The sequence below is a fragment of the Streptomyces sp. NPDC051913 genome, from assembly GCF_044593635.1.
In the GTDB taxonomy this organism is placed as follows: domain Bacteria; phylum Actinomycetota; class Actinomycetes; order Streptomycetales; family Streptomycetaceae; genus Streptomyces.
Window position 1 is genome coordinate 3,662 of record NZ_JBIUCI010000019.1, and the last position, 21,570, is coordinate 25,231.

The following is a 21,570-nucleotide window of genomic DNA, read 5'->3' on the forward strand; positions in this document are numbered from 1 at the left end:
CGGCCGGCCCGGCGGACGTGGAAGCGGATGCGGGCACTGGTTCGCCGAGGAGGCCGGGTGATCTGGCCCCGGCTTCCTCGGCGCGGCGATCGGCCAGGGGGCCGACTGCGGCTGGCGGCCCGCAGCAACTCGCGGCTGGGTATCCGGTAGTGGGGCCGGGCCACGAGGTGGATGCGGGCACGGGTTCGCTGAGGAGGCCGGGTGACCTGGCCTCGGTGCGCGAGGGTCGGTCGCCGGGGACTACCGCGATGGTCAGCCGCCTTGTCGGCCGCCGGGTAGGCCGCCACGGTCGGTCACTGTGGTCGCCCACTGTTCACAGCAGCCGGCCACCACCGTGACCGTTCGCGGCCCAGGTATCCGAATGTCCCGGCCGGGACGTGAGGTAGGGCGTCGGTTCAAGAGGGCGCGCGGGGCGGGCGGTGGTCGGTCGTGGGCCTCCGATCAGGTTCAAGCAGCACTTGAGGGGGTCCGGCAATCCTCGAATCCCACCCCGTGCGACGCAGGTCGGGGTAGAGGAGGATGTCATGTCGGACGAACGGCCGGTGCGCCTGCACTGTTTCGCGCACTCCGGAGGAGGCGTCTCCGTCTTCGACCACTGGGCGGAGAACATCGGCCCCGGAGTGGAGGTGGTTCCGGTCCCCGCGCCGGGCGGACCACGCCACCGATCCGACAGTCGTACAACCGCGTACGAGGCCCTGCTCGCCGACGTACTGCCCCGGTTCACCGACCCGGACCCCGGCCCGTACGTCCTCTACGGACACGGCCTCGGCGCGATGGTCGCCTTCAGCGTCACCCGCGTCCTGCACGAGGCAGGCCTGCCCGGCCCGGCGCTTCTCGCCCTCGCCGCCTGCCCGCCGCCCCGCATGGCCCCTGCCCTGCCGGACGCCCGCACCGCGACGGACGCCGAGCTGCTCGACGCCCTGAGCGCCAACGGGGCCGTGCCGCCCACCAGCGACGAGGGCATCTGGCTGCACGCGATGCTGCCCGTGCTCCGCGCCGACCTGGAGCTCGCCCAGTCCCTCGAGGACGCGGCCGCCACACCCTCTCCGGCCGGACCGCTCACCACCCCGATGCTGATCGTCGCCTCACAGGGCAACCCGCTGGCGCCGCCCACGATCGCGGACGGCTGGCGGCAGTGGACCGACGGGCCCTCCTGGCTCCGCACCGTCCCCCAGCACCACTTCTTCGCACGCGGCCGTGAACTGCCCCGCCTGCTGGGCCGCGCCTGCCGGGTCACCGGCCGCCTCGCCCGGGAGAGCGTGCCGGTCGGCTGAGCGAGTACATGCGGACAACCGGCGCGGGCATACGACGCCCGCCCACCCCCTGAATTCCAGAAATACACGTCGGTGAGGGCCGACCACCACCCGGTCGCGCCCGGATCGACCCGGACTCTGTTCATCTCCGAGCGGTCTTCCGAAGACCATTCCGAGGATCATTCCGAAGGTCATTCCGAAGGTCATTCTGAACGGCATTCCGAATGGTCTTCTGGACGGTCTTCGGACGGCCGCCACAAACCCCGTTCATGTTCCCGTCGGCGCTATAGGAGGAGGGGAGCTCAAATGATTGCTGAGCATGCGGACAAGAGGGCGCGCACAGTGCACGCATCCGCACCTGCCGGCGTGGCCTACGCGCTGATGGCCGACGCGCCGAGCTGGCCGCTCTATTTCTCCTCGATCATCCATGTGGAACAACTGGAATTCGACGGCGTAAGAGAGCGGATGCGGACCTGGACCCTCCTCGACGGTCAGGTCAAGGCGTGGACCTCGCAGCGGCACCTGGACCCCGTGGCACGCCGCATGGAGTTCTGGCAGGAGATCGCCGCACCCCCCTTCCGCACCGCGGGCGGCATCCTGAGCGCGCGCCCGGACGGCCCGCACGACAGCGAGCTCGAACTGCGCTACGACTACAGCGTCGGCGCCGACTCACCCGACGACCTGGAGTGGGCGCAGCGGGCCACCGATGCCCACTCCCGTGCCCAGCTCGCCGACCTCAAGGCGTTCGCCGAGCGCTGGACGCGGCTGGACGAACTCGTCCTGTCCTTCGAGGACACGGTCCACATCAAGGGCCCCGCCGAACTCGTCTACGACTTCCTCTACCGGGCCGGCGACTGGCCCGACCTGGCACCTCACGTCCAGCAGGTGGACCTCACCGAGACCGTCCCCGGTGTGCAGCACATGACCATGCGGACGTGTACCGAGTACGGCACCCACACCACGTCCTCGGTACGGATCTGCTTCCCGCACGCCGAACGCATCGTCTACAAGCAGACGGCTCCGCTGCCCCTCCTTGAGGCCCACACCGGCGAGTGGTCGGTCGTCCCGGACGAGCGAGGCGTCACGGTCACCGCGCAGCACAACGTCGTCTTGAGCGAGGAACAGATCGCCGACGTACTGGGCGAGCAGGCGACCCTCGCCGACGCCCGCCGGCATGTGCGCGAGGTGCTCGGCCGCAACAGCCGCGTCCTGCTCGCCCACGCCAAGACGCACGCGGAGAGCGCTGTCCGCATGCTGTGACCGGCGTGTGAGCGCGAAACGGGGGGCCGGGCTCACGGATGACCTCTGCCGGACTCGGGCAGCGCTCCACACCCGCTTGGGAAATCGGACGCCGGGCGCCTGCTGCCCTTAGCGTGCTGAGCACGACCGTTGTCGATTCCGGCGGACCAGGAGGGGTCATGGAAGCGAGGCAGTACGGCAGGGCTCCGGGCCCCGTCCGTCCCGGCCGGTGCCGCCGACGTCGTACGCACTCCTTACGGCCGGCCCCCACCGGGGCCGCAGGCGGCTCGTCCTAGGCACGGCGCCCGGCTCCCGCAAGAGCTGAGTGAGCGCCACCAGCAGCTCATCCACCAGCTACCGAGAGGAGAGAGGGGACCGCGCCGGTCACGGCGGAGCGCATGTCCCTGGACGCGTATGACTGTTCCTCGCTCCTCGCACGCGGTGATGTCCGTGGTCGTGGACCCCGGACCCGTCCCGCACGACACCCCGTGGGACCTCGAGTTGCGCGGGCCGCTCGACGATGCCGTGCTGGCGGGCGTCCTGGGTGAGCTCGCCGACGGCGACCCCGACCGGGCCGACCGGCAGCACCGGCTGCTGCGGCACGGCCCCGACCACCACACGCTCCGGTTCACCCCGGCCGAGGACGCGACCGCCGCCTTCGTGGTGGGCCGTCTCGCCGACCTGCTCACCGAGCGGTCTGCCGCCGACCATCCCCTCACACCCGCCCAGTGCGCCGCCCTCACATCCGGCGGCGGCCCCCGCTACGAGGCGATCCACCTCGAACCCGGCGGCCCGCTGGACACGGACACGGTACGCGAGGCACTGCACGCCGTTCTGGCGGCCCATCCGCAGCTGGGCTTCCGCCTGGACAGCAGGGGCAGGCGGCTGAGCGGACATGGCGCGGTCACGGCCGTGGGCCGGGAAGGAACTTCGTCCCCGTCCCTGTCCCCGTCCCCGTCCTCGTCCTCGATCTCGGTCGAGCAAGGGCTGCTGGTGGAGGGCGAGTTCACCGACGAGGCCGGCTTCAGCGCCGCCGTCGACTCCGTCGGCCGCGGTCTCGACGCGTACGCAGGCGTCCAGTTGCGGGCCCTGCTCGCCCGGGACCGCCGCCCGGCGGGGGAGCGTGCCGACCGGCTGGTCCTGGTCGCCCATGAACTCGCGGTGGACGCCGCCTCTTGGCGGATCGTCGCCGACGACTTCCTCACCGCCCTGGAAACGGTGACGGCGAACGTTCCGGTACGGCGGCCGGGACGCGCGCCGGGCGGGCTGACCGACTGGGTCACCGAACTGCGCGAACTGGCCCGCGATCCCGCCGAGATGCGCCACTGGTCGACCGTCGCCGAGCGCAGGACCGGGGGCGGCGACTCCCGCACCTCCGCCCATGTGGCCCGCGCGAACGACACCGTCGAGGCGGCGGACACGGCCTTGCCGGAGACGCGGGACGCCGGGCCGGCCGGGGCCGTGCCCGAGGTGGGACCGGTCGGGGTGGTGCCCGATGCCGGGCCGGCCGGAGACGTGCCCGACGCGGGACCGATCGACGTACGACGTACCGGCTTCGCCCTGCCCGAGGCGGCCACCGAGCGGATCACCCACGGCCTGGCCCAGCGGCTCGCACTGACCGTCGGACAGGTGCTGACCGGTGTGTTCGCGCTGGCCCTGGCCCGCTGGCAGCACACCGACGACGTCACCTTCGACGTCCGCAGCGACCCGCGCACCGGTCACCCAGGTCTACGTCGCCATGTCGGCCGCCTCACCGATGTGCACCCCGTCCATCTCACCCTGGACCGCGGCCTCACCACCCTGGGACAACTGGCCGCAGTGGCGGGCCCCTTGGCGGCCGCCGCCGGACACGCACCGGGCGGCGCCGGGTTCGGGGCCTGTCGGGAGTGGAGCCCCGACCCACTGCTGCGCACCACTCTGCGCGAACTGCCGCCCGCCCAGGTCTGCTTGACCCTGCACGGCTCGGACGAACTGCTGCCGCCCGCCGCCCGCCCGGTCCCCGGGGGCCCGATCGACCGCGACAACGGCGGCAGCACCGCGCGCAGCGCCTCGCACCGACTGCACGCATGCGCCCACATCGCCGACGGCAAGCTGCACTTCGGCCTCGACTGGATCCCCGACCCGGCCGACGGCATCACCGACACCACCGTGGCCGCCCTCGGCGACCTGCTGCGCGAAGTGCTGGCGGAGCTGGCCGAGGCTCCCGACGCCCCGATCCCGTCCGTCTTCCGCGCCACCCCCCAACAGGCGGCGCTGTACCTGGGCGGCGACGGACAGCCCGGCACCGGCCGCCACGTCGAGCAGGTCGTATGGGTCTGGCACGGCCCGCTGGACCTGGAGCGCTTCACCGCCGCCTGGCAGGCCGTCTTCGACTGCGAGACCGTGCTGCGCACCGCGTTCACCGGCGGCCCCGAACCCCAGCTCATGGTCCACAGCCGGGTCGCCCCCGAGATCACCCGCCGCGTCCACCGCGGCGACGACTGGTCCCCGCTCCTGGAGCGCGACCGGCTGCGCGGCTTCGACCTGCGCTGCCCCGGAGCCCTGCGCCTCACCCTGCTGGAGACGGACGGGAGCCACCGCACCGGCGCCCCCTCCACCCCCACCCGGATCGTGCTCACCTATCACCGGGCACTGCTCGACAACTGGAGCGCCCACATCCTGCTGCGCGAGTTCTACCGCGCCTACCTCGCCGGCGGCAGCCTGCCCGGCGGCGAACGCCGCCCCGACCTACGGGACTACGCTGCCTGGATCGCCGCCCAGGACCCGGAGACCACCCAGGACTTCTGGGCGCGCTCCACACCGCCCGACGCCGCCGCCTCCAGGCCGGGCCGCTCCGTCCGAGGCACCGCGGCACTGCCCGGCGTGGGCCGGGCCCGGCTCCGGCTGACCCCTGCAGAAACCATCCGTCTGGCGCTGTGGGCGGGCCGCTGGGGCATCGCCGAGAGCACGGTCCTCCAGGCCGTCTGGGCGATGCTCATCTACCGCGCCTCCGACGCGACCGGCGGCCCCGCCCCCGTCTGCTTCGCCGTGACCGCCCCCGGACGCGGCATACCCCTCGACGGCGCCGCCCGCATGCTGGGGCCGCTGCGCAACGCCCTGCCGATGTCCGTCGAGGTGGACCCGGCCGGCACCATCCCCAACCTGCTGCGCCAACTGCGCGACCGCGCCCTGGACATGGCCGCCTACGAATGGGTTCCCGTCGGCTGGTTCCGCACCCACGACCAGCACGCGCCCGGCGTCGGACACGCCGACACCGTCATCGTCTTCGAGGACCTGCCGCACCCGGTGAAGGGCCTGGAGGCCGAACTCGCCGCCCACGGCATCAAGGCCGAGTTCCCCGGCACCGTACCCGCCCGCTCCGTGCTGCCCATCGGGCTGCTCGCCCACCACGACAGCTCGGGCCGCCTCGTCCTCACCCGCGTCCACGACCGCGACGTACTCGACGAGGAGGCGGCAGCCGAACTGCTGGTGCAGAGCGCCACACTGCTGCGCGAACTCCCTTCCAGAACAGGGGAGTCCACCACCGTCGCGGAGATCCTGAGCCTTCTGGAGGGCAGGACCGTACCCCGCATGACCGAGCCCCCCGGCCCCGGCCGGAGCGCCCCGCTGGTCACCCTGCGCGCGGCACGGCGCGAGGCGTCGGGCACGATCTGCCTCATCCCACCGCCAGGCACCCCGGCGACCTGCTACGACCTGCTGTCCCGCGCCTACACCGGCTCCGACGAGCTGCTGGTGCTCACCACCGACGCCGACAGCGCCCACGCCGCCCTCGCCGCCCACGGAACCGGCCGCCACCTCCTGCTGGGCGGCTTCTCCGGCGCCGGCGGCCTCGCCTGCGACCTCGCCCGACGCATCGCGGCCGACGGCGGCCCCCGAGCGAGGGTCGTGGTCGCCGGAGTCTCCGCCGACGACCAGGAACGCGCCCGCGAACTCGCCCGCGCCCTCAAGAACGCCGGGATGAGGAACGCCGGTACACCGGACAATCCCCAGTAGTGCCTGGTCAGTTCCATATGGGCCGCCCCTCGACCCCGGTTCCGCCGCACTTCAAGCGCTCCTCGTTCGACGTCGTCCATCGTGGCCGTGACACGGGTCACTTCGCCCGGTCTGTGACGCCGTCCGTGCTTGGGCCGCAATCAACTGGAGTGTCATGTCCCGTCGTCTGTTCACCTCGGAGTCCGTGACCGAGGGACATCCCGACAAGATCGCCGACCGGATCAGCGACACGATCCTGGACGCCCTGCTCGGCCAGGACCCCGCCTCCCGGGTCGCGGTGGAGACCCTGATCACCACGGGGCAGGTGCATATCGCGGGTGAGGTGACCACCACCGCGTATGCCCCGATCGCCCAGTTGGTGCGTGAGGCGATCCTCGACATCGGTTACGACTCCTCCGCCAAAGGCTTCGACGGCGCCTCGTGCGGGGTGTCGGTGTCGATTGGGGCGCAGTCCCCGGACATCGCCCAGGGTGTCGACACCGCCTATGAGTCACGGGTGGAGGGTGAGGAGGATCTCCTGGACCGTCAGGGGGCCGGCGACCAGGGTTTGATGTTCGGCTACGCCTCCGATGAGACGCCGAGTCTGATGCCGCTGCCGATCGAACTCGCCCACCGGCTGTCCTTCCGGCTGACCCAGGTGCGCAAGGACGGCACGGTGCCTTATCTGCGCCCGGACGGGAAGACGCAGGTGACCATCGAGTACGACGGTGACAGGCCGGTCCGTCTGGACACGGTGGTGGTCTCCTCGCAGCACGCGGCCGATATCGACCTCGACGCGCTGCTCACTCCGGACATCCGCACGCATGTCGTGGAGCCGGTGCTGGCTCAGCTCGCGGTGGACGGGATCAAGCTGGAGACCGAGGGTTATCGGCTGCTGGTCAACCCGACGGGACGGTTCGAGATCGGCGGGCCGATGGGTGATGCGGGCCTGACCGGCCGGAAGATCATTATCGACACCTACGGCGGGATGGCCCGCCATGGTGGTGGCGCGTTCTCCGGCAAGGACCCCTCCAAGGTCGACCGCTCGGCCGCCTACGCCATGCGCTGGGTCGCCAAGAACGTGGTCGCGGCCGGACTCGCCAAGCGGTGTGAGGTGCAGGTCGCCTACGCGATCGGCAAGGCCGAACCGGTCGGGCTGTTCGTGGAGACCTTCGGGACCAACACCGTCGCCGTCGAAGCGATCGAGCAGGCCATCACCGACGTGTTCGACCTGCGCCCCGCCGCCATCATCCGCGACCTCGACCTGCTGCGCCCGGTCTACACCCAGACCGCCGCCTACGGCCACTTCGGCCGCGAACTCCCCGACTTCACCTGGGAACACACCAACCGCGCCGACGCCCTGCGCACCGCAGCCGACGCCCGCTAGGGCACCAGACCACCACCGGTGATCAGCGACCGAAGCGACCCAAGGAGTGCCCGTGCGCATCGCGGTGACAGGATCGATAGCCACCGACCACCTGATGGTCTTCCCCGGACGGATCGCGGACCAGCTGCTGCCCGAGCAGCTCGCCCACGTCTCGCTCTCCTTCCTCGTCGACCGACTTGAGGTGCGCCGGGGCGGTGTCGCCGCGAACATCGCCTTCGGGCTCGGCGGCCTCGGCCTCGCACCCCTGCTGATCGGAGCGGTGGGCACGGACTTCGCCGAGTACGAGCTGTGGCTGAAGGAGCACGGCGTCGACACCGGGGGCGTGCACGTCTCCGCGGAACGGCAGACCGCCCGCTTCATGTGCATCACCGACGAGGACACCAACCAGATCGCCGCCTTCTACGCGGGCGCGATGGCCGAGGCGTCCGACATCGACCTGCGCCCGCTCGTCACCGGACCCGACCGCCCCGGCCTCGTCCTCATCTCGCCCGACGACCCGGCGGCGATGCTGCGCCACACCGCGGAATGCCGCGACCTCGGCATCCCCTTCGCGGCCGACCCCTCACAGCAACTGGCCCGCCTCGACGGCCCCCAGGTCCGTGACCTCGTCGACGGCGCCACCTGGCTCTTCACCAACGAGTACGAGGCCGCGCTGCTCAAGGAGCGCACCGGCTGGAGCCGCGCCGACGTCCTCGCGACCGTCGGCACCTGGGTCACCACCCTGGGCGAGAAGGGCGTACGCCTCGAACGCCTCGGCCAGGCACCCCTCGTCGTCCCCGCCGTCCCCGACGCCCCGACCGCCGACCCGACCGGCGTCGGCGACGCCTTCCGCGTCGGCTTCCTGGCCGCCGTCGGCCAGGGCGCCCCGCTGGAGTCCGCGGCCCGACTCGGCTGTGCGCTGGCCTCCGTCGTCCTCGGCGCGGTCGGCTCGCAGTCGTACGAGATCGACCGGGCGCAGCTGACCGGCATCGTCGAGCGCACCTACGGCCCCGACGCGGCCCAGCCGCTCGCCTCCGTCCTCGGCGACCTGTCATGACCGCCCCCCACAACGCCCGCATCGCCGCCCTCCGCGAGGCGCTCGCCACCCGCGTGGTCGTCGCCGACGGAGCCATGGGAACCATGCTCCAGGCGCAGGACCCGACCCTTGAGGACTTCGAGAACCTCGAAGGCTGTAACGAGATCCTCAACGTCACCCGCCCGGACATCGTCCGCTCCGTCCACGCGGAGTACTTCGACGCCGGCGTCGACTGCGTGGAGACCAACACCTTCGGCGCGAACCACGCGGCCCTCGGCGAGTACGACATCCCTGAGCGCGTCCATGAACTGTCCGAGGCCGGCGCCCGCGTGGCCCGCGAGACCGCCGACGTGTACACGGCAGGCGACGGTCGTCAGCGCTGGGTCCTGGGCTCCATGGGCCCCGGCACCAAGCTGCCCACTCTCGGCCACGCCCCCTACACCCTCCTGCGCGACGCCTACCAGCGGAACGCCGAGGGCCTCATCGCCGGCGGCGCCGACGCGCTGCTCGTGGAGACCACCCAGGACCTGCTCCAGACCAAGGCCGCCGTCCTCGGCGCCCGCCGCGGCCTCGAAGCGCTCGGCCTGGACGTGCCACTGATCGTGTCGGTGACGGTGGAGTCGACCGGCACCATGCTGCTCGGCTCCGAGATCGGCGCCGCGCTCACCGCGCTGGAGCCGCTCGGTATCGACATGATCGGCCTCAACTGCGCGACCGGCCCCGCCGAGATGAGCGAGCACCTGCGCTACCTCGCCCGCCACTCCCGCATCCCGCTCTCCTGCATGCCCAACGCCGGCCTGCCGGTCCTGACCAAGGACGGCGCCCACTACCCGCTGGCCCCTTCGGAGTTGGCGGACGCCCAGGAGAACTTCGTACGGGACTACGGCCTGTCCCTGGTCGGCGGCTGCTGCGGTACGACGCCTGAGCACCTGCGTCAGATCGTCGAGCGGGTACGGGGCATGGCTCCGGGGGAGCGGGAACCGCGTCCCGAGCCGGGCGCGGCCTCGCTGTACCAGACGGTGCCGTTCCGTCAGGACACGGCGTACATGGCGATCGGTGAGCGGACGAATGCCAACGGGTCGAAGAAGTTCCGTGAGGCGATGCTGGAGGGTCGCTGGGACGACTGTGTGGAGATGGCCCGGGACCAGATCCGTGAGGGCGCGCACATGCTGGACCTGTGTGTGGACTACGTCGGCCGTGACGGTGTGGCGGACATGGAGGAGCTGGCCGGACGCTTCGCGACCGCGTCGACGCTGCCGATCGTTCTGGACTCGACCGAGGTCGACGTCATCCAGGCCGGCCTGGAGAAGCTGGGCGGCCGTGCGGTCATCAACTCCGTCAACTACGAGGACGGCGACGGCCCGGAGTCCCGCTTCGCGAAGGTCACCAAGCTCGCCCAGGAGCACGGGGCGGCGCTGATCGCACTCACCATCGACGAGGAGGGCCAGGCCCGCACCCCCGAGACCAAGGTCGCCATCGCCGAGCGGCTGATCGACGACCTGACCGGGAACTGGGGCATCCACGAGTCGGACATCCTCATCGACACCCTGACCTTCACGATCTGCACCGGTCAGGAGGAGTCGCGCAAGGACGGTATCGCGACGATTGAGGCGATCCGTGAGCTCAAGCGGCGCCATCCGGATGTGCAGACGACGCTGGGTTTGTCGAACATCTCCTTCGGTCTGAATCCGGCGGCCCGCATCCTGCTCAACTCGGTCTTCCTGGACGAGTGTGTGAAGGCGGGGCTGGACTCGGCGATCGTGCACGCGTCGAAGATCCTGCCGATCGCGCGGTTCAGCGAGGAGGAGGTGCGGACGGCCCTCGATCTGATCTACGACCGTCGCGCCGAGGGCTATGACCCGCTCCAGAAGCTGATGGCGCTGTTCGAGGGCGCGACCGCGAAGTCGTTGAAGGCGGGCAAGGCCGAGGAACTGGCCGCACTGCCGCTGGAGGAGCGGCTGAAGCGGCGGATCATCGACGGCGAGAAGAACGGCCTGGAGGCCGACCTCGAAGAGGCCCTCCAGGACTCGCCCGCTCTCGACATCGTCAACAACACGCTCCTGGACGGTATGAAGGTCGTCGGTGAGCTGTTCGGGTCGGGGCAGATGCAGTTGCCGTTCGTGTTGCAGTCGGCCGAGGTGATGAAGTCGGCGGTCGCCTATCTCGAACCGCACATGGAGAAGTCGGACGCGGAGGGCAAGGGCACGATCGTGCTGGCCACGGTCCGCGGGGATGTTCATGACATCGGTAAGAACCTGGTCGACATCATCTTGTCGAACAACGGCTACAACGTGGTCAACCTGGGCATCAAGCAGCCGGTCTCGGCGATTTTGGAGGCGGCCGAGGAGCACCGGGCCGATGTGATCGGTATGTCGGGACTGTTGGTGAAGTCCACGGTGATCATGAAGGAGAACCTGGAGGAGCTCAACTCCCGGGGCATGGCCGCTGATTACCCGGTCATCCTGGGGGGTGCGGCGCTGACCCGGGCGTATGTCGAGCAGGACCTGCACGAGATCTACGAGGGTGAAGTCCGTTACGCCCGGGACGCGTTCGAGGGTCTGCGGCTGATGGACGCGCTGATCGGTGTGAAGCGGGGCGTGCCGGGGGCTGTCCTGCCGGAGCTCAAGCAGCGCCGGGTCAAGCCCGTCGCGAGTGCCGTCGTCGTCAAGGAGAGTCCGGACAGTCCTGAAGAAGGGGGGCGTTCCGATGTCGCCGTCGACAATCCCGTCCCCGCGCCGCCCTTCTGGGGCACCCGGGTCGTCAAGGGCATCCAGCTCAAGGAGTACGCCTCCTGGCTGGACGAGGCCGCTCTGTTCAAGGGGCAGTGGGGGCTGAAGCAGGCGCGCAAGGGTGACGGGCCCACCTATGAGGAGCTCGTGGAGACCGAGGGGCGGCCGCGGCTGCGCGGGCTGCTCGACCGGCTTCAGACGGAGAACCTCCTTGAGGCCGCCGTCGTGCACGGCTACTTCCGCTGTGTGTCCAAGGGCGAGGACCTGATCCTGCTGGACGAGAACGGGTCCGAGCTGACCCGTTTCGCGTTCCCGCGGCAGCGCCGTGGCCGTCGGCTGTGTCTGGCCGACTTCTTCCGTTCGGAGGAGTCGGGGGAGACCGACGTCGTCGGGCTTCAGGTCGTCACCGTCGGCTCCCGGATCGGGGAGGAGACGGCCCGGCTCTTCGAGGCGAACGCCTACCGCGACTACCTCGAACTGCACGGCCTGTCCGTCCAGTTGGCCGAGGCCCTCGCCGAGTACTGGCACGCACGCGTGCGCGGCGAGCTCGGTATCGCCGGGGGTGACCCGGGCTCGCTGGACGGCATGTTCCGCACCGAGTACCAGGGCTGCCGCTACTCCTTCGGCTACCCGGCCTGCCCCGACCTGGAGGACCGCGCCAAGATCGCCGCCCTGCTCCGGCCGGAGCGCATCGGCGTCCATCTGTCCGAGGAGTTCCAGCTGCACCCCGAGCAGTCCACGGACGCCATCGTCCTGCACCACCCCGAAGCCAGCTACTTCAACGCCGGAGGCCGGGAGTGACGACGACCCTGCGCGACCTGCTCGACCGGGGAACCCCGTCGTTCTCCTTCGAGTTCTTTCCGCCGAAGACACCCAAGGGCGAGCGGACGCTGTGGGAGGCGATCCGCCGGATCGAACCGCTGGCCCCGACCTTCGTCTCGGTCACCTACGGAGCCGGCGGCTCCTCCCGGGACCGTACCGTCGAGGTGACCAAGCGGATCGCGACCGAGACGACCCTGCGCCCCGTCGCCCATCTGACCGCGGTCGGGCACTCGGTGTCGGAGTTGCGGCACATCATCGGCCAGTACGCCGACGCCGGCGTCCGGGACGTCCTCGCCCTGCGCGGTGACCCGCCCGGCGACCCCAACGCGCCCTGGATCGCCCACCCCGAAGGCTTCACCCACGCCCATGAACTGGTGCGTCTGGTCAAGGAGTCGGGGGAGTTCAGCGTCGGGGTGGCGGCCTTTCCCGAGCGGCATCCGCGCTCGGCCGACTGGGAGTCCGACATCCGGCACTTCGTCGCCAAGTGCAAGGCGGGCGCCGACTACGCGGTGACCCAGATGTTCTTCCACGTCGAGGACTACCTGCGGCTGCGCGACCGGGTCGCCGCGGCCGGCTGCGACACCCCGGTCATTCCGGAGATCATGCCGGCCACCGACGTACGCCAGATCGCCCGCTTCGCCGAACTCAGCGGCGCCGCCTTCCCCGAGGACCTCGCCCACCGCCTGGACGCCGTCCGCGACAACCCGGCGGACGGCCACCGCATCGGCGTCGAGTACGCCACCGCGATGGCCGAGCGGCTCCTCGCCGAGGGCGCCCCCGGCCTGCACTACATCACCCTCAACAAGTCCACGGCGGCCCTGGACATCCACCGCAACGTGCTGGCGGCGACCCGCGTCACCGCGTGAGGTCCACGGCACGACCGACCGAGCCGAACAGAGTCCAGCAGGAGGCGCAGGTGTACGACACTCCGGAGGAAGACGGCAGACAGTCCCAGGACATCCACGTCCTCGCCCCGCCGATCCGGCTCGCGGGCATCGACGAGGACGACTCCTGGGAGCCCCACGTCGTACGCGGCATCGACTGACGCCACCCTGCTCCACCGGTCCACGAGTGGGCGTTGGCAGTTTCCGACGAGCGGCGATGCGGAGGGGGTGCGGACATGGACGGTCTGCTGCGCGGCGGTGCGCGATGGTTGAGGAACCGCTGCCTGTGGCCGCTCTGGCGGTCCCTGGCGGCCTTCGGAGCCATGCATCTCGGCACCGGAACGCCCCAGGACCAGGGCCACGGCCAGGACATGGCTGATCCCGCCGCCGGCTCCCGCGGTTTCCTCGCGGGTCAGCTCTGGCGACGGTTCCTGGTGCTGCCGCCGGGGGTCGGTGGGCCACCGCCCGCCCACCCCGAGCGACTGCGTGCTGATCTGCCGCTGACGGCGCAGGAACGGCTGCTCGCCCGGGATTTGTGGCCCGGTTACGAACAGCGCGTCCGCGACACCAACTGACTCACCGTTCCTGACTCACCGTTCCTGACTCATTGCTCCTGGCTCACCATTCGATGAGGGCGAGCCCTGCGGCCATGCCGCCGCCGAAGCCGGCGAGGAGGATCAGGTCACCCCGGTGCAGGGCGCCTGCTCGGTGCGCTGCGTCGAGGGTGATGGGGATGGAGGCGGCGCCGGTGTTGGCGTAGGTCTCCAGGGTCTTGTGCATGGTGGCGTTCGGCAGGGCCAGCTCGGTGAACAGGTCGTCGAGCATGACGCCGTTGGCCTGGTGCGGGATGAAGTGACGGATGTCGTCGGGGACGACACCGGCCTCGTGCAGGAACTGCTTGACCAGCTGCGGGACATGGTCGGCGACGAAGCGGCGTACGCCCCGGCCGTCCATGGTGAAGTACTGCTGGCCCTCCTCAAGGGCCTCGGCCGTCAGGGGGGCGCGGCTGCCGCCGCCGGGGACCTTGATCAGGTCGGAGAGCTCACCGAAGGTGTGCAGGTCCAGGTGCCTGATCCGCGGCCCGCTCTCGCCTTGTCCGAGGACGATGGCGCCGGCTCCGTCGCCGAACAGCACGACCGTCCTGCGGTCGGCGGGGTTGAGGATGCGGGAGTAGATGTCGGCGCCTATGACGAGGGCGTGGCCGCCCTTGCGGGCCAGCAGGTTCTCCGCCGCCGACAGGGCGAACACCTCACCGGAGCAGACGGCGTTGACGTCGAAGGCGGCAGCGCCGGTGGCACCGAGGTTGCGCTGGACATAGGAGGCGGTGGGGGGTTGGGGCCGGTCGGGGGTCGACGTGGCGACCACGATCACGGACAACTGCGCGGCCGTGATGCCCGCCGACTCCAGCGCGGCGCGCGCCGCGGCGGTCGCCAGGTCCGACGTGGCCTCGTCGTCGGCGGCCCAACGCCGTTCACGGAAGGCCGTCTTGGTGATGATCCAGTCGCTGTCGACTCCGGCCGGTGCGCCGACTTCGTCGTTGGAGACGATCCGGTCCGGTACGTAGGCACCCGTACCGATGATCCTGACATCCTGCATGCGAGTGCCGCCCCTCAAGTGATGTTCGAATAACTGTGCGAATGTGGGACCGGATCGTGCGGGCGCCCCGGGGGCTGCCCGCACGAAAACGACTCCGGTCGGGCAACGCCCCAGGGGCGCGGGCTGTATCGATTTGCGGCTCCGCCGCGTGGGCGCGACCAGCCCCCACGGCGCCGCAGTCGAACGCTCAGCGCGCTTGGTAGATCCGCTTGTGACCGCTGATCCCGGCCAGCCGGAACGGCCCCGTGGTCTGCTCCTCCGTGGCGTAGTCGCCCCCGTCCGTGGGGAACGACCGCTCGTGCAGGTCGCGGTAGCCGGCGTAGTCGACCGGCTTGCGCCGGTTGATGGCCTCGTGGTTCGCCTCGGTGCGCAGCTGGTCGCGGTAGCCGGCGACGACCGTACCGGCGAAGAACTCGGCGACGCTGCCGGAGCCGTAGCTGAGGAAGCCGATGGACTTGCCGGTCAGGTCGTCGGACTGGTCGAGCAGCGCCGACAGGCCCAGGTACACGGAGGCCGTGTAGCTGTTGCCGACCACCGTGTTGTAGGCCGTGGTCAGGCCGATGGCCTGCGCGATGGCGTCCTTGTCGGTGTCCTGGCCGCAGTAGTTCAGCAGGTGGCGGTGGGCCTTGAAGGCCATCTTCGTGAACGGCTGGTGGTAGCAGAACGCGGCGAACTCCTCCAGGCCGCGGCCACCCTGCTCGCTGTAGTCCTTCCAGGTGCCCTCGACGGCCTGGAGGTAGGCGTTGATGGACTCGTGGCCGTCGACCAGCGCGGTGTTGAGGTAGTTGGGCCGCCAGAAGTCCATGACGTCGGCGGTGAACAGGCCCGAGGGGTCCTCGATGCGCACCAGGGCCGGGTCGAGGCTGACCAGCATGGCCACGGCCGCCGCGCCCTGCGTCGCCTCGCCGGGGCTGTCGAGCTCGTACTTGGAGACGTCACTGGCGATCACCAGGACCTGCTGGGCGGGGTCGCGCTGCACCAGGCCGATGGCGAACTGGAGGGCGGCCGTGGCGCCGTAGCAGGCCTGCTTCAGCTCGACGACACGGGTCGCCGAGGGCAGTCCGAGCAGCGAGTGGACGTACACGCCCGCCGACTTCGCCTGGTCGATCGAGGACTCGGTGGCGAAGACGACCGTGCGGATACGCTCGCTGCCGTGCCGGGCGATGATCGGCGCGGCGGCCGTCGCGGCGAGGGTCACGATGTCCTCGTCGGCGGCGGGGATGCTCATCGAGTGCTGGCCGATGCCGACGTGGTACTTGCCGATCTCGGTGCCGTTGTAGTCGGCGAGCGCGGTGTGCGGCAGCACGAACTCGCCCGTGGCGAACGACAGATCGTGGATTCCTATGGAGAGGGACATGACCTAGACACCAACCTTTGCGGTCTTGTTGTCGCGTTCCAGCTGGACGTGTGCGCGCATGAGCTCACCGGGGTTGGTCTGCGCCGCGAGCAGCGAGAGTTCGCCGCACAGCACCGTGGCCGCCGCGAGGACGGCGAGGCGGCGGGCGTTCTCGCCGGGCGCGGCCTCGGCCCGGCAGCCGAGCCGGGTCAGGTTCGTCTCCACGAAGCCGAGACCCTTGCCGTTGCCGACCGTGCCGACGATCAGGTTCGGCAGGGTGCAGGCGAAGTAGAGGTCGCCGTCGCGGTCCTCGGCCATCACGACGCCCTGCGATCCCTCGATGATGTTGGCCGCGTCCTGGCCGGTGGCCAGGTAGAACGCGAGCAGCATGTTGGCGTAGTGGGCGTTGGCCGAGCGGATGCCGCCGGCGAGGAGGGTGCCGAGCAGGTTCTTGCGGATGTTCAGCTCGACGATCTTCCCGGCCGTGGTGTGCAGCACGTCGCTCACCACGTCACGCGGGATGAGGATCTCGGTGACGACGTTCTTGCCGCGGCCGAGGATGCCGTTGATGGCGGTGGCCTTCTTGTCCGTGCAGTAGTTGCCGGAGATCGAGCCGTAGGAGATGCCCGGGATCGTCTTGAGAAGGTGGGCGAGCAGGGCGTCGGAGGCCAGGGTCGCCATGTTGTGGCCCGAGGCGTCGCCGGTGGTGAACTCGAAGCGGATGAACAGCAGGTTGGCGTTGATCTCGTGCCGGATGCCGATGAGCTGCGCGAACCTGCTGCAACCGCGCACCACCTCGCGCAGCTCGTCGATACGGGCCTCGATGGTCCGCGCGGCCGTCAGGGCGGTCTGGGCGTCCACGGCCTCGACGAGGACCGAGCGGGTCATCCGCTCGTCGACGAGGGTGGCGACGATCCCCTTCTCGGCCAGCCGGGACACCTTCGCGCCGCGGCCGACGGACGGCCACAGCGGCGACTCGTAGGTGGCCAGCGGAACCTGGGTCTCGGTGGTGGCGACGTTCCCCGAGATGCGCAGGGGGCCGACCCAGCGCATGGGGACGCCGGCGATCGCGTGTGCTTCGGTCATCGTGAGCTTCCTGTCATCTCGGTGAGGGCGTCGATGGAGCTGGAGCGCTGGGCGAATTGCCGGGTGTCGATGCCCCGGTCGACACAGAAGTCGCGGAGCTCGCCGTGGATCAGCAGGTCGCAGTGGGCGAGTTCGGCGGGCGTGCGCGCGCCGAGCATGGTCTGGAGGGCGGCCAGCTGGTCGAGCCAGGTGGAGATCTGCGCGACGAGCGCGGAGACCCCACCGTCGACCAGGGTCCGCAGGAACCCGCCCGAGGAGCCGACGGCACGGGCGCCGAGGGCGAGGGCGCGGGTCACGTCCAGCGGGTTGCGGACCCCGCCGGAGGCCAGCACGGGAATGCCGACGTCCTGCGCGTCGAGAAGGCAGGCGACCGTGGACTGGCCCCAGTTGTGCAGGAACGCGTAGTCGGCGAGCTCACGCCGGCCGTTCTCGATCCGGGCGAAGTCCGTGCCGCCGCGGCCACTGACGTCCGCGACCCGCACACCCAGGTTGGGCAGCGCGAGGATCGTCTGCCGGCTCAGACCGTTGCCGACCTCCTTGACGATCACCGGGACGTCGACGCCCGCCGCGATCCTCTCGATCTGCGCCGCCCACGATCCGAAGGAGCGGTCGCCCTCCGGCATGGGCGTCTCCTGCGCCGTGTTGAGGTGGATCTGCAGCGCGTTCGCCTCGATGAGGTCGATGGCGCGGCGCGCGTTGTCGACCGACGCCGTCGCGTTGACGTTCGCCAGCACGAACCCGTCGGGGTTCTCGCTGCGCAGCACCCGGAAGGTCTCCGCGCAGGACGGGTCCTTGAAGTAGGCGTGCATGGAACCGGACGCGATCGCCACCCCGGTCTCCCGGGCGGCCGTGGCCAGGTCCCGGTTGATGGCACCGGTCTTGGCACTGCCGCCGGTCATCGCGTTGATGTAGAGCGGCGCCTGCCAGGTGATGCCGGCGAAGCTCGTGGCCAGGGACACGTCCGGGCGGTCGATGCCGGCCAGGGCGTGGTGCACGAACGACACCTCGTCGAACTGGTTGCGTCCGCTGTGCGCGTGCTGCTGCTCCATGGCGAGCCGGACGTGGTCGTCCTTGCGCTGAGCGCTACTCATGCTTGGTTCCCTTCCAGGGCGGGACGCAGGGGCAGGGGCAGCACCCCGGCCGCGGCCCACCGTTGACGTACCTGCGAGATGTCGTGCGCGGCCCGCTCGTCGAGCAGGGCGATACCGCAGTCGCCGCCGCCCGCCCCGGAGGGCTTGGCCGCGCCGCCGACCGCTTCGGCCGCGTCGCACAGCGCGGTCAGTTCGGGCGTGAAGATGCCGAGGCCGACCTCGTCGTCCAGCCGGGCCAGCTCCTGCCGGGCCCGCCGGATCTCGTGCAGCAGCGCGGGGCCGTCGCCGTCCTCCAGCGCGGTGACCGCGGCCTGGACGAAGTCGGCGGTGGTCTCGATGAACTTCTGGTGCGAGGCACTGCCCCGCCAGGTCCGGCGCCGGTGCAGGTCGGAGACGAGCGCCTCGGTCGAGGCGGGGCTCTTGGTCCAGCCGACCTGGAAGGACAGCCCGGCCGGTGCCGGCAGCCGGCGTACCGAGAAACCGGGCCAGGGCGCCCGCAGCGCCTCCGCCACGCCCCGGGCGCGGGCCAGGTCGAGGACCTGCGCCCGGTCGGGGGCGCTGTAGGCGATCCAGCCGCCCCAGGTGCTGGCGGCGAGATCACCGCCAGAACCCTTGGGCTCGATACGGGCGGTGGCGAGCAGCGCCAGCCGGAACCGCTCCTCGGTCGTCAGCCGCAGACCGCAGTACGACGAGACCGCGTCGACGGTCGCCACCGTCACCGCGCCGCTGGAACCCAGGCCGTACTTACGGCCGTGCTCGTGCAGAGTGCTGCTGATCGACACCTTCAACGGCGGTACGGGCAGCCCGCGTTCGCCGAGCAGCTCGGTCACGGTCTCGACCGCGGACACCACATGCGGCATCCGCCCGTCGCCCCCGGCCAGCCGGCCGCCGTGCCGGCGCAGCCGCACCGGCCGCGAGCCGAGGTCGGAGTCGACGACGACATCGGCGTCGGCGTCGGCGGCTTCGGGCTCGGACGCGGTGACGGTGATGTACCGGTCGACGGCCACCAGGATCGCCTGGTTGCCGGGCTCGACCACCGCGTACTCGCCCGCGACGAACAACTTGCCCGGCGCGCGCCGCACCACGGCCTGCTGACCGGCCATCACACGCCCTCGTCCAGCAGCCGGGCGCCCGGACCGGGCACGGCGACGTGCACCGAACCGCCCGCCGCGGCCTCGCGTACGATCGCCGCCACCCGGTCCGTGTCCGCGCGCCGGCACAGCACCTTGACGTTCGGTCCGGCGTCCATCGTCACGTACGCCGGAACCCCGTCCCGGCGCAGTCGCAGCACGCCGTCGATGACGGTGAGCGAGGCCGGCGACATGTACCGCACCGCGGGGCGCGCCGCCAGCATCGTGGCGTGCATGCCGAGCGCGTTGCGTTCGGCGATCTCACCGACCGCCTCCAGGTCACCGCGCCCCAGCGCCGCCCGCATGTCGACGAGGTCGGCCTTGCTGGACTCCGCCCACGGCTCGAACAGCGGCGAGGTGTCCATGGTGCGGCGCATCGCCGTACGGCTGGACACCTCCTTGGGGCCCGCGTTGACGACCGCGACGACCAGCGCCGGGTCCAGGCGGGCGGCGTCCACGGGTTCGGCGTACGAGCTGGCGTCCGCCTCCTGCGGGGTGCCGGTGGGCGTGCCCGCGTGCCACACGGCGAAGCCGCCGAAGATCGACCGCGAGGCCGAGCCGGAACCGCGCCGGGCCAGCCGTGACAGGCCCCGCGCGTCCAGATCGAGCCCGTAGGCGGCGGACGCGGCGACGGCCAGCGCGGCGAACCCGCTGGCCGAGGACGCGAGTCCGGCCCCGGTGGGCACGGTGTTCTCGGTGTCGACGACGGCCCGCAGCGGGCTGCCCGCCCGCTCCCGGACCAGGTCCAGGAACGCGACGATGCGGCGCTCGGCCTCACCGGTCGCGGGCCGCCCGTTGAAGACGACCGTGTCCTGACCGGCCTCGGGGGCGAGCCGGACGCGGGTGGTCGTGGGGAACACGGACAGGGTCATCGACAGGCTGTCCGTGCGGGGCAGGAACAGCTTCTCGTCGCTCTTGCCCCAGTACTTGATGAGCGCGATGTTCGGGTGCGCGACGGCCGTCGCGACCGGCTGTTTGGCACGTACGGTCTGCTGATCCGTCCGTACGGTCGGCTGGTCAGTGCGCATGGTCGGCGACCCTCCTCAGCGGCACGACCCACGTCTGGACGGCGCCGGCCTCGTGCAGTTGCCGGGCGACCTCGCGGGCCTGCTCCGGCTGGGTCAGGGCGAGGACACAACCGCCCAGGCCACCGCCGGTGATCTTGGCGCCGAGGCTGCCCGCCTTCAGCGCGCCCTCGACCATCGCGTCGATCCGGTCGGTGCTCAGCCCGGCGGCCCGCATCAGCTCGTGGTACGCCGTCAGTAGTGCCCCGAGCCGCTCCGACCTGCCGTCGGCGAGGGCCACTTCGGCCGCCTCGACGAGCCGGGTCGCCCGGCGCAGGAACCGCTCCTGGGCCCCGGCCTCCCGCTGGAACCCGGACCGCAACAGCTGCACGGCCTCCTTGGTGCTGCCGGCCGTACCGCTGTCCGCGAGGATGAACAGGCCCTCGCAGCCCACGGTCAGATCCCGGGCCTGGCCCGCCTGGAAGCGCAGTGGGGCCGCCGCGCCTACCGCCATGGCGTCCACGCCGCTGGCCCGGCCGTGCGCCACGTTCTCGGCCGTCTGCACCAGCTCGAACGCCGTACTGCGGTCCAGCTCACGGTCGAAGAGATCGGCCAGGGCCATGACGATCGCCCGCGAGTGCGCGGCGCTGGAACCCAGCCCCCGACCGAGCGGGATGGCACCGTCGAGAATCACGTCCAGGTGCCGGGTGCCGGTGATGCCCATGCGCTCCTTGAAGGCATGGGTCAGCTGACGCAGACCGTCGGAGGCCCACGTCACCACCGCGCGGGACGCGGAACCGGTCATGGTGAAGGACAACTCGCCCTGCGCATCGCCGGTCGGCGTCGACCATCCGGCGCTCGCCGTGGCCGTGAGCTGCGGAATCGGCAGCGCCAGTGCCGGCGCCCCGTACACGACCGCGTGCTCTCCCAGCAGGATGGCCTTGGCATGGGCGCGGCCGATGCCCACGGAGCGAGCCCGGCGGCTTCCCGGCACTCCTTCCAATGAGGTCGGTAGTGTCAACCCAC

Annotated in this window: 16 protein-coding genes; 9 read left to right on the forward strand and 7 right to left on the reverse strand. The window is 71.1% G+C overall.

Annotated elements, in window-relative coordinates; genetic code table 11:
* Window positions 1–524: 524 nt before the first annotated feature.
* The 9 genes from ACIHIX_RS38915 (at window position 525) to ACIHIX_RS38955 (ending at window position 13,876) form a co-directional block, all read left to right on the forward strand.
* The gene (locus tag ACIHIX_RS38915; RefSeq protein ID WP_399964889.1) at window positions 525–1,274 is read left to right on the forward strand and encodes a thioesterase II family protein; all 750 of its coding nucleotides are present in this window, start codon (window positions 525–527) and stop codon (window positions 1,272–1,274) included.
* A gap of 285 nt (window positions 1,275–1,559) precedes the next feature.
* Complete coding sequence (locus ACIHIX_RS38920; protein ID WP_399964890.1) at window positions 1,560–2,513, forward strand: aromatase/cyclase; 954 nt, start codon at window positions 1,560–1,562, stop codon at window positions 2,511–2,513.
* A 393-nt stretch (window positions 2,514–2,906) separates the two neighbouring features.
* A complete protein-coding gene (locus ACIHIX_RS38925; protein WP_399964892.1) occupies window positions 2,907–6,485 on the forward strand; it encodes a condensation domain-containing protein in 3,579 nt (1,192 codons plus the stop codon).
* 154 nt (window positions 6,486–6,639) lie between these two features.
* Entirely contained in the window at window positions 6,640–7,851 is a 1,212-nt protein-coding gene (gene metK, locus ACIHIX_RS38930) for a methionine adenosyltransferase (protein WP_399964894.1), read from the forward strand.
* A 52-nt stretch (window positions 7,852–7,903) separates the two neighbouring features.
* Window positions 7,904–8,887, forward strand: coding sequence for a carbohydrate kinase family protein (locus tag ACIHIX_RS38935; protein WP_399964896.1), 984 nt, complete (start codon window positions 7,904–7,906; stop codon window positions 8,885–8,887).
* The gene (gene metH / locus ACIHIX_RS38940) at window positions 8,884–12,396 is read left to right on the forward strand and encodes a methionine synthase (protein WP_399964898.1); all 3,513 of its coding nucleotides are present in this window, start codon (window positions 8,884–8,886) and stop codon (window positions 12,394–12,396) included. Before ACIHIX_RS38935 ends, metH begins: the two co-directional genes overlap by 4 nt.
* A complete protein-coding gene (gene metF / locus ACIHIX_RS38945) occupies window positions 12,393–13,283 on the forward strand; it encodes a methylenetetrahydrofolate reductase [NAD(P)H] (protein ID WP_329344774.1) in 891 nt (296 codons plus the stop codon). The genes metH and metF overlap by 4 nt, the downstream gene beginning before the upstream one ends.
* Window positions 13,284–13,333: 50 nt before the next feature.
* Window positions 13,334–13,462, forward strand: a complete 129-nt coding sequence (locus tag ACIHIX_RS38950) for a hypothetical protein (RefSeq protein ID WP_399964900.1) — start codon at window positions 13,334–13,336, stop codon at window positions 13,460–13,462.
* Between the two features lie 75 nt (window positions 13,463–13,537).
* Entirely contained in the window at window positions 13,538–13,876 is a 339-nt protein-coding gene (locus ACIHIX_RS38955; protein ID WP_399964902.1) for a DUF6059 family protein, read from the forward strand.
* Window positions 13,877–13,919: 43 nt separating this feature from the next.
* On the opposite strand, the gene ACIHIX_RS38960 is transcribed toward ACIHIX_RS38955, so the two are convergent.
* From ACIHIX_RS38960 to mvk, 7 genes are all read right to left on the reverse strand, one after another.
* Window positions 13,920–14,897: a 3-oxoacyl-ACP synthase III family protein gene (locus tag ACIHIX_RS38960; protein ID WP_399964904.1), complete on the reverse strand. Its 978-nt coding sequence runs from the start codon at window positions 14,895–14,897 to the stop codon at window positions 13,920–13,922.
* A gap of 187 nt (window positions 14,898–15,084) precedes the next feature.
* Window positions 15,085–16,254 (reverse strand): hydroxymethylglutaryl-CoA synthase, encoded by a 1,170-nt coding sequence (locus tag ACIHIX_RS38965; protein WP_331728979.1) that lies wholly within the window; start codon window positions 16,252–16,254, stop codon window positions 15,085–15,087.
* A gap of 3 nt (window positions 16,255–16,257) precedes the next feature.
* Window positions 16,258–17,319, reverse strand: a complete 1,062-nt coding sequence (locus ACIHIX_RS38970; protein ID WP_331728975.1) for a hydroxymethylglutaryl-CoA reductase — start codon at window positions 17,317–17,319, stop codon at window positions 16,258–16,260.
* Complete coding sequence (gene fni / locus ACIHIX_RS38975; RefSeq protein ID WP_399964906.1) at window positions 17,316–18,410, reverse strand: type 2 isopentenyl-diphosphate Delta-isomerase; 1,095 nt, start codon at window positions 18,408–18,410, stop codon at window positions 17,316–17,318. Before fni ends, ACIHIX_RS38970 begins: the two co-directional genes overlap by 4 nt.
* Window positions 18,407–19,513, reverse strand: coding sequence for a phosphomevalonate kinase (locus tag ACIHIX_RS38980; RefSeq protein ID WP_399964908.1), 1,107 nt, complete (start codon window positions 19,511–19,513; stop codon window positions 18,407–18,409). Before ACIHIX_RS38980 ends, fni begins: the two co-directional genes overlap by 4 nt.
* A complete protein-coding gene (mvaD, locus tag ACIHIX_RS38985; protein WP_399964910.1) occupies window positions 19,513–20,568 on the reverse strand; it encodes a diphosphomevalonate decarboxylase in 1,056 nt (351 codons plus the stop codon). The genes ACIHIX_RS38980 and mvaD overlap by 1 nt, the downstream gene beginning before the upstream one ends.
* Window positions 20,558–21,511: a mevalonate kinase gene (gene mvk / locus ACIHIX_RS38990; RefSeq protein WP_399964912.1), complete on the reverse strand. Its 954-nt coding sequence runs from the start codon at window positions 21,509–21,511 to the stop codon at window positions 20,558–20,560. The genes mvaD and mvk overlap by 11 nt, the downstream gene beginning before the upstream one ends.
* Window positions 21,512–21,570 lie beyond the last annotated feature (59 nt).

Coding starts and splice junctions, on each gene's coding strand:
- ACIHIX_RS38915 (WP_399964889.1), top strand. CDS start 525: ATGTCGGACGAACGGCCGGTGCGCCTGCACTGTTTCGCGCACTCCGGA.
- ACIHIX_RS38920 (WP_399964890.1), top strand. CDS start 1,560: ATGATTGCTGAGCATGCGGACAAGAGGGCGCGCACAGTGCACGCATCC.
- ACIHIX_RS38925 (WP_399964892.1), top strand. CDS start 2,907: ATGACTGTTCCTCGCTCCTCGCACGCGGTGATGTCCGTGGTCGTGGAC.
- metK (WP_399964894.1), top strand. CDS start 6,640: ATGTCCCGTCGTCTGTTCACCTCGGAGTCCGTGACCGAGGGACATCCC.
- metH (WP_399964898.1), top strand. CDS start 8,884: ATGACCGCCCCCCACAACGCCCGCATCGCCGCCCTCCGCGAGGCGCTC.
- ACIHIX_RS38955 (WP_399964902.1), top strand. CDS start 13,538: ATGGACGGTCTGCTGCGCGGCGGTGCGCGATGGTTGAGGAACCGCTGC.
- ACIHIX_RS38960 (WP_399964904.1), bottom strand. CDS start 14,897: ATGCAGGATGTCAGGATCATCGGTACGGGTGCCTACGTACCGGACCGG.
- ACIHIX_RS38965 (WP_331728979.1), bottom strand. CDS start 16,254: ATGTCCCTCTCCATAGGAATCCACGATCTGTCGTTCGCCACGGGCGAG.
- ACIHIX_RS38970 (WP_331728975.1), bottom strand. CDS start 17,319: ATGACCGAAGCACACGCGATCGCCGGCGTCCCCATGCGCTGGGTCGGC.
- fni (WP_399964906.1), bottom strand. CDS start 18,410: ATGAGTAGCGCTCAGCGCAAGGACGACCACGTCCGGCTCGCCATGGAG.
- ACIHIX_RS38980 (WP_399964908.1), bottom strand. CDS start 19,513: ATGGCCGGTCAGCAGGCCGTGGTGCGGCGCGCGCCGGGCAAGTTGTTC.
- mvaD (WP_399964910.1), bottom strand. CDS start 20,568: ATGCGCACTGACCAGCCGACCGTACGGACGGATCAGCAGACCGTACGT.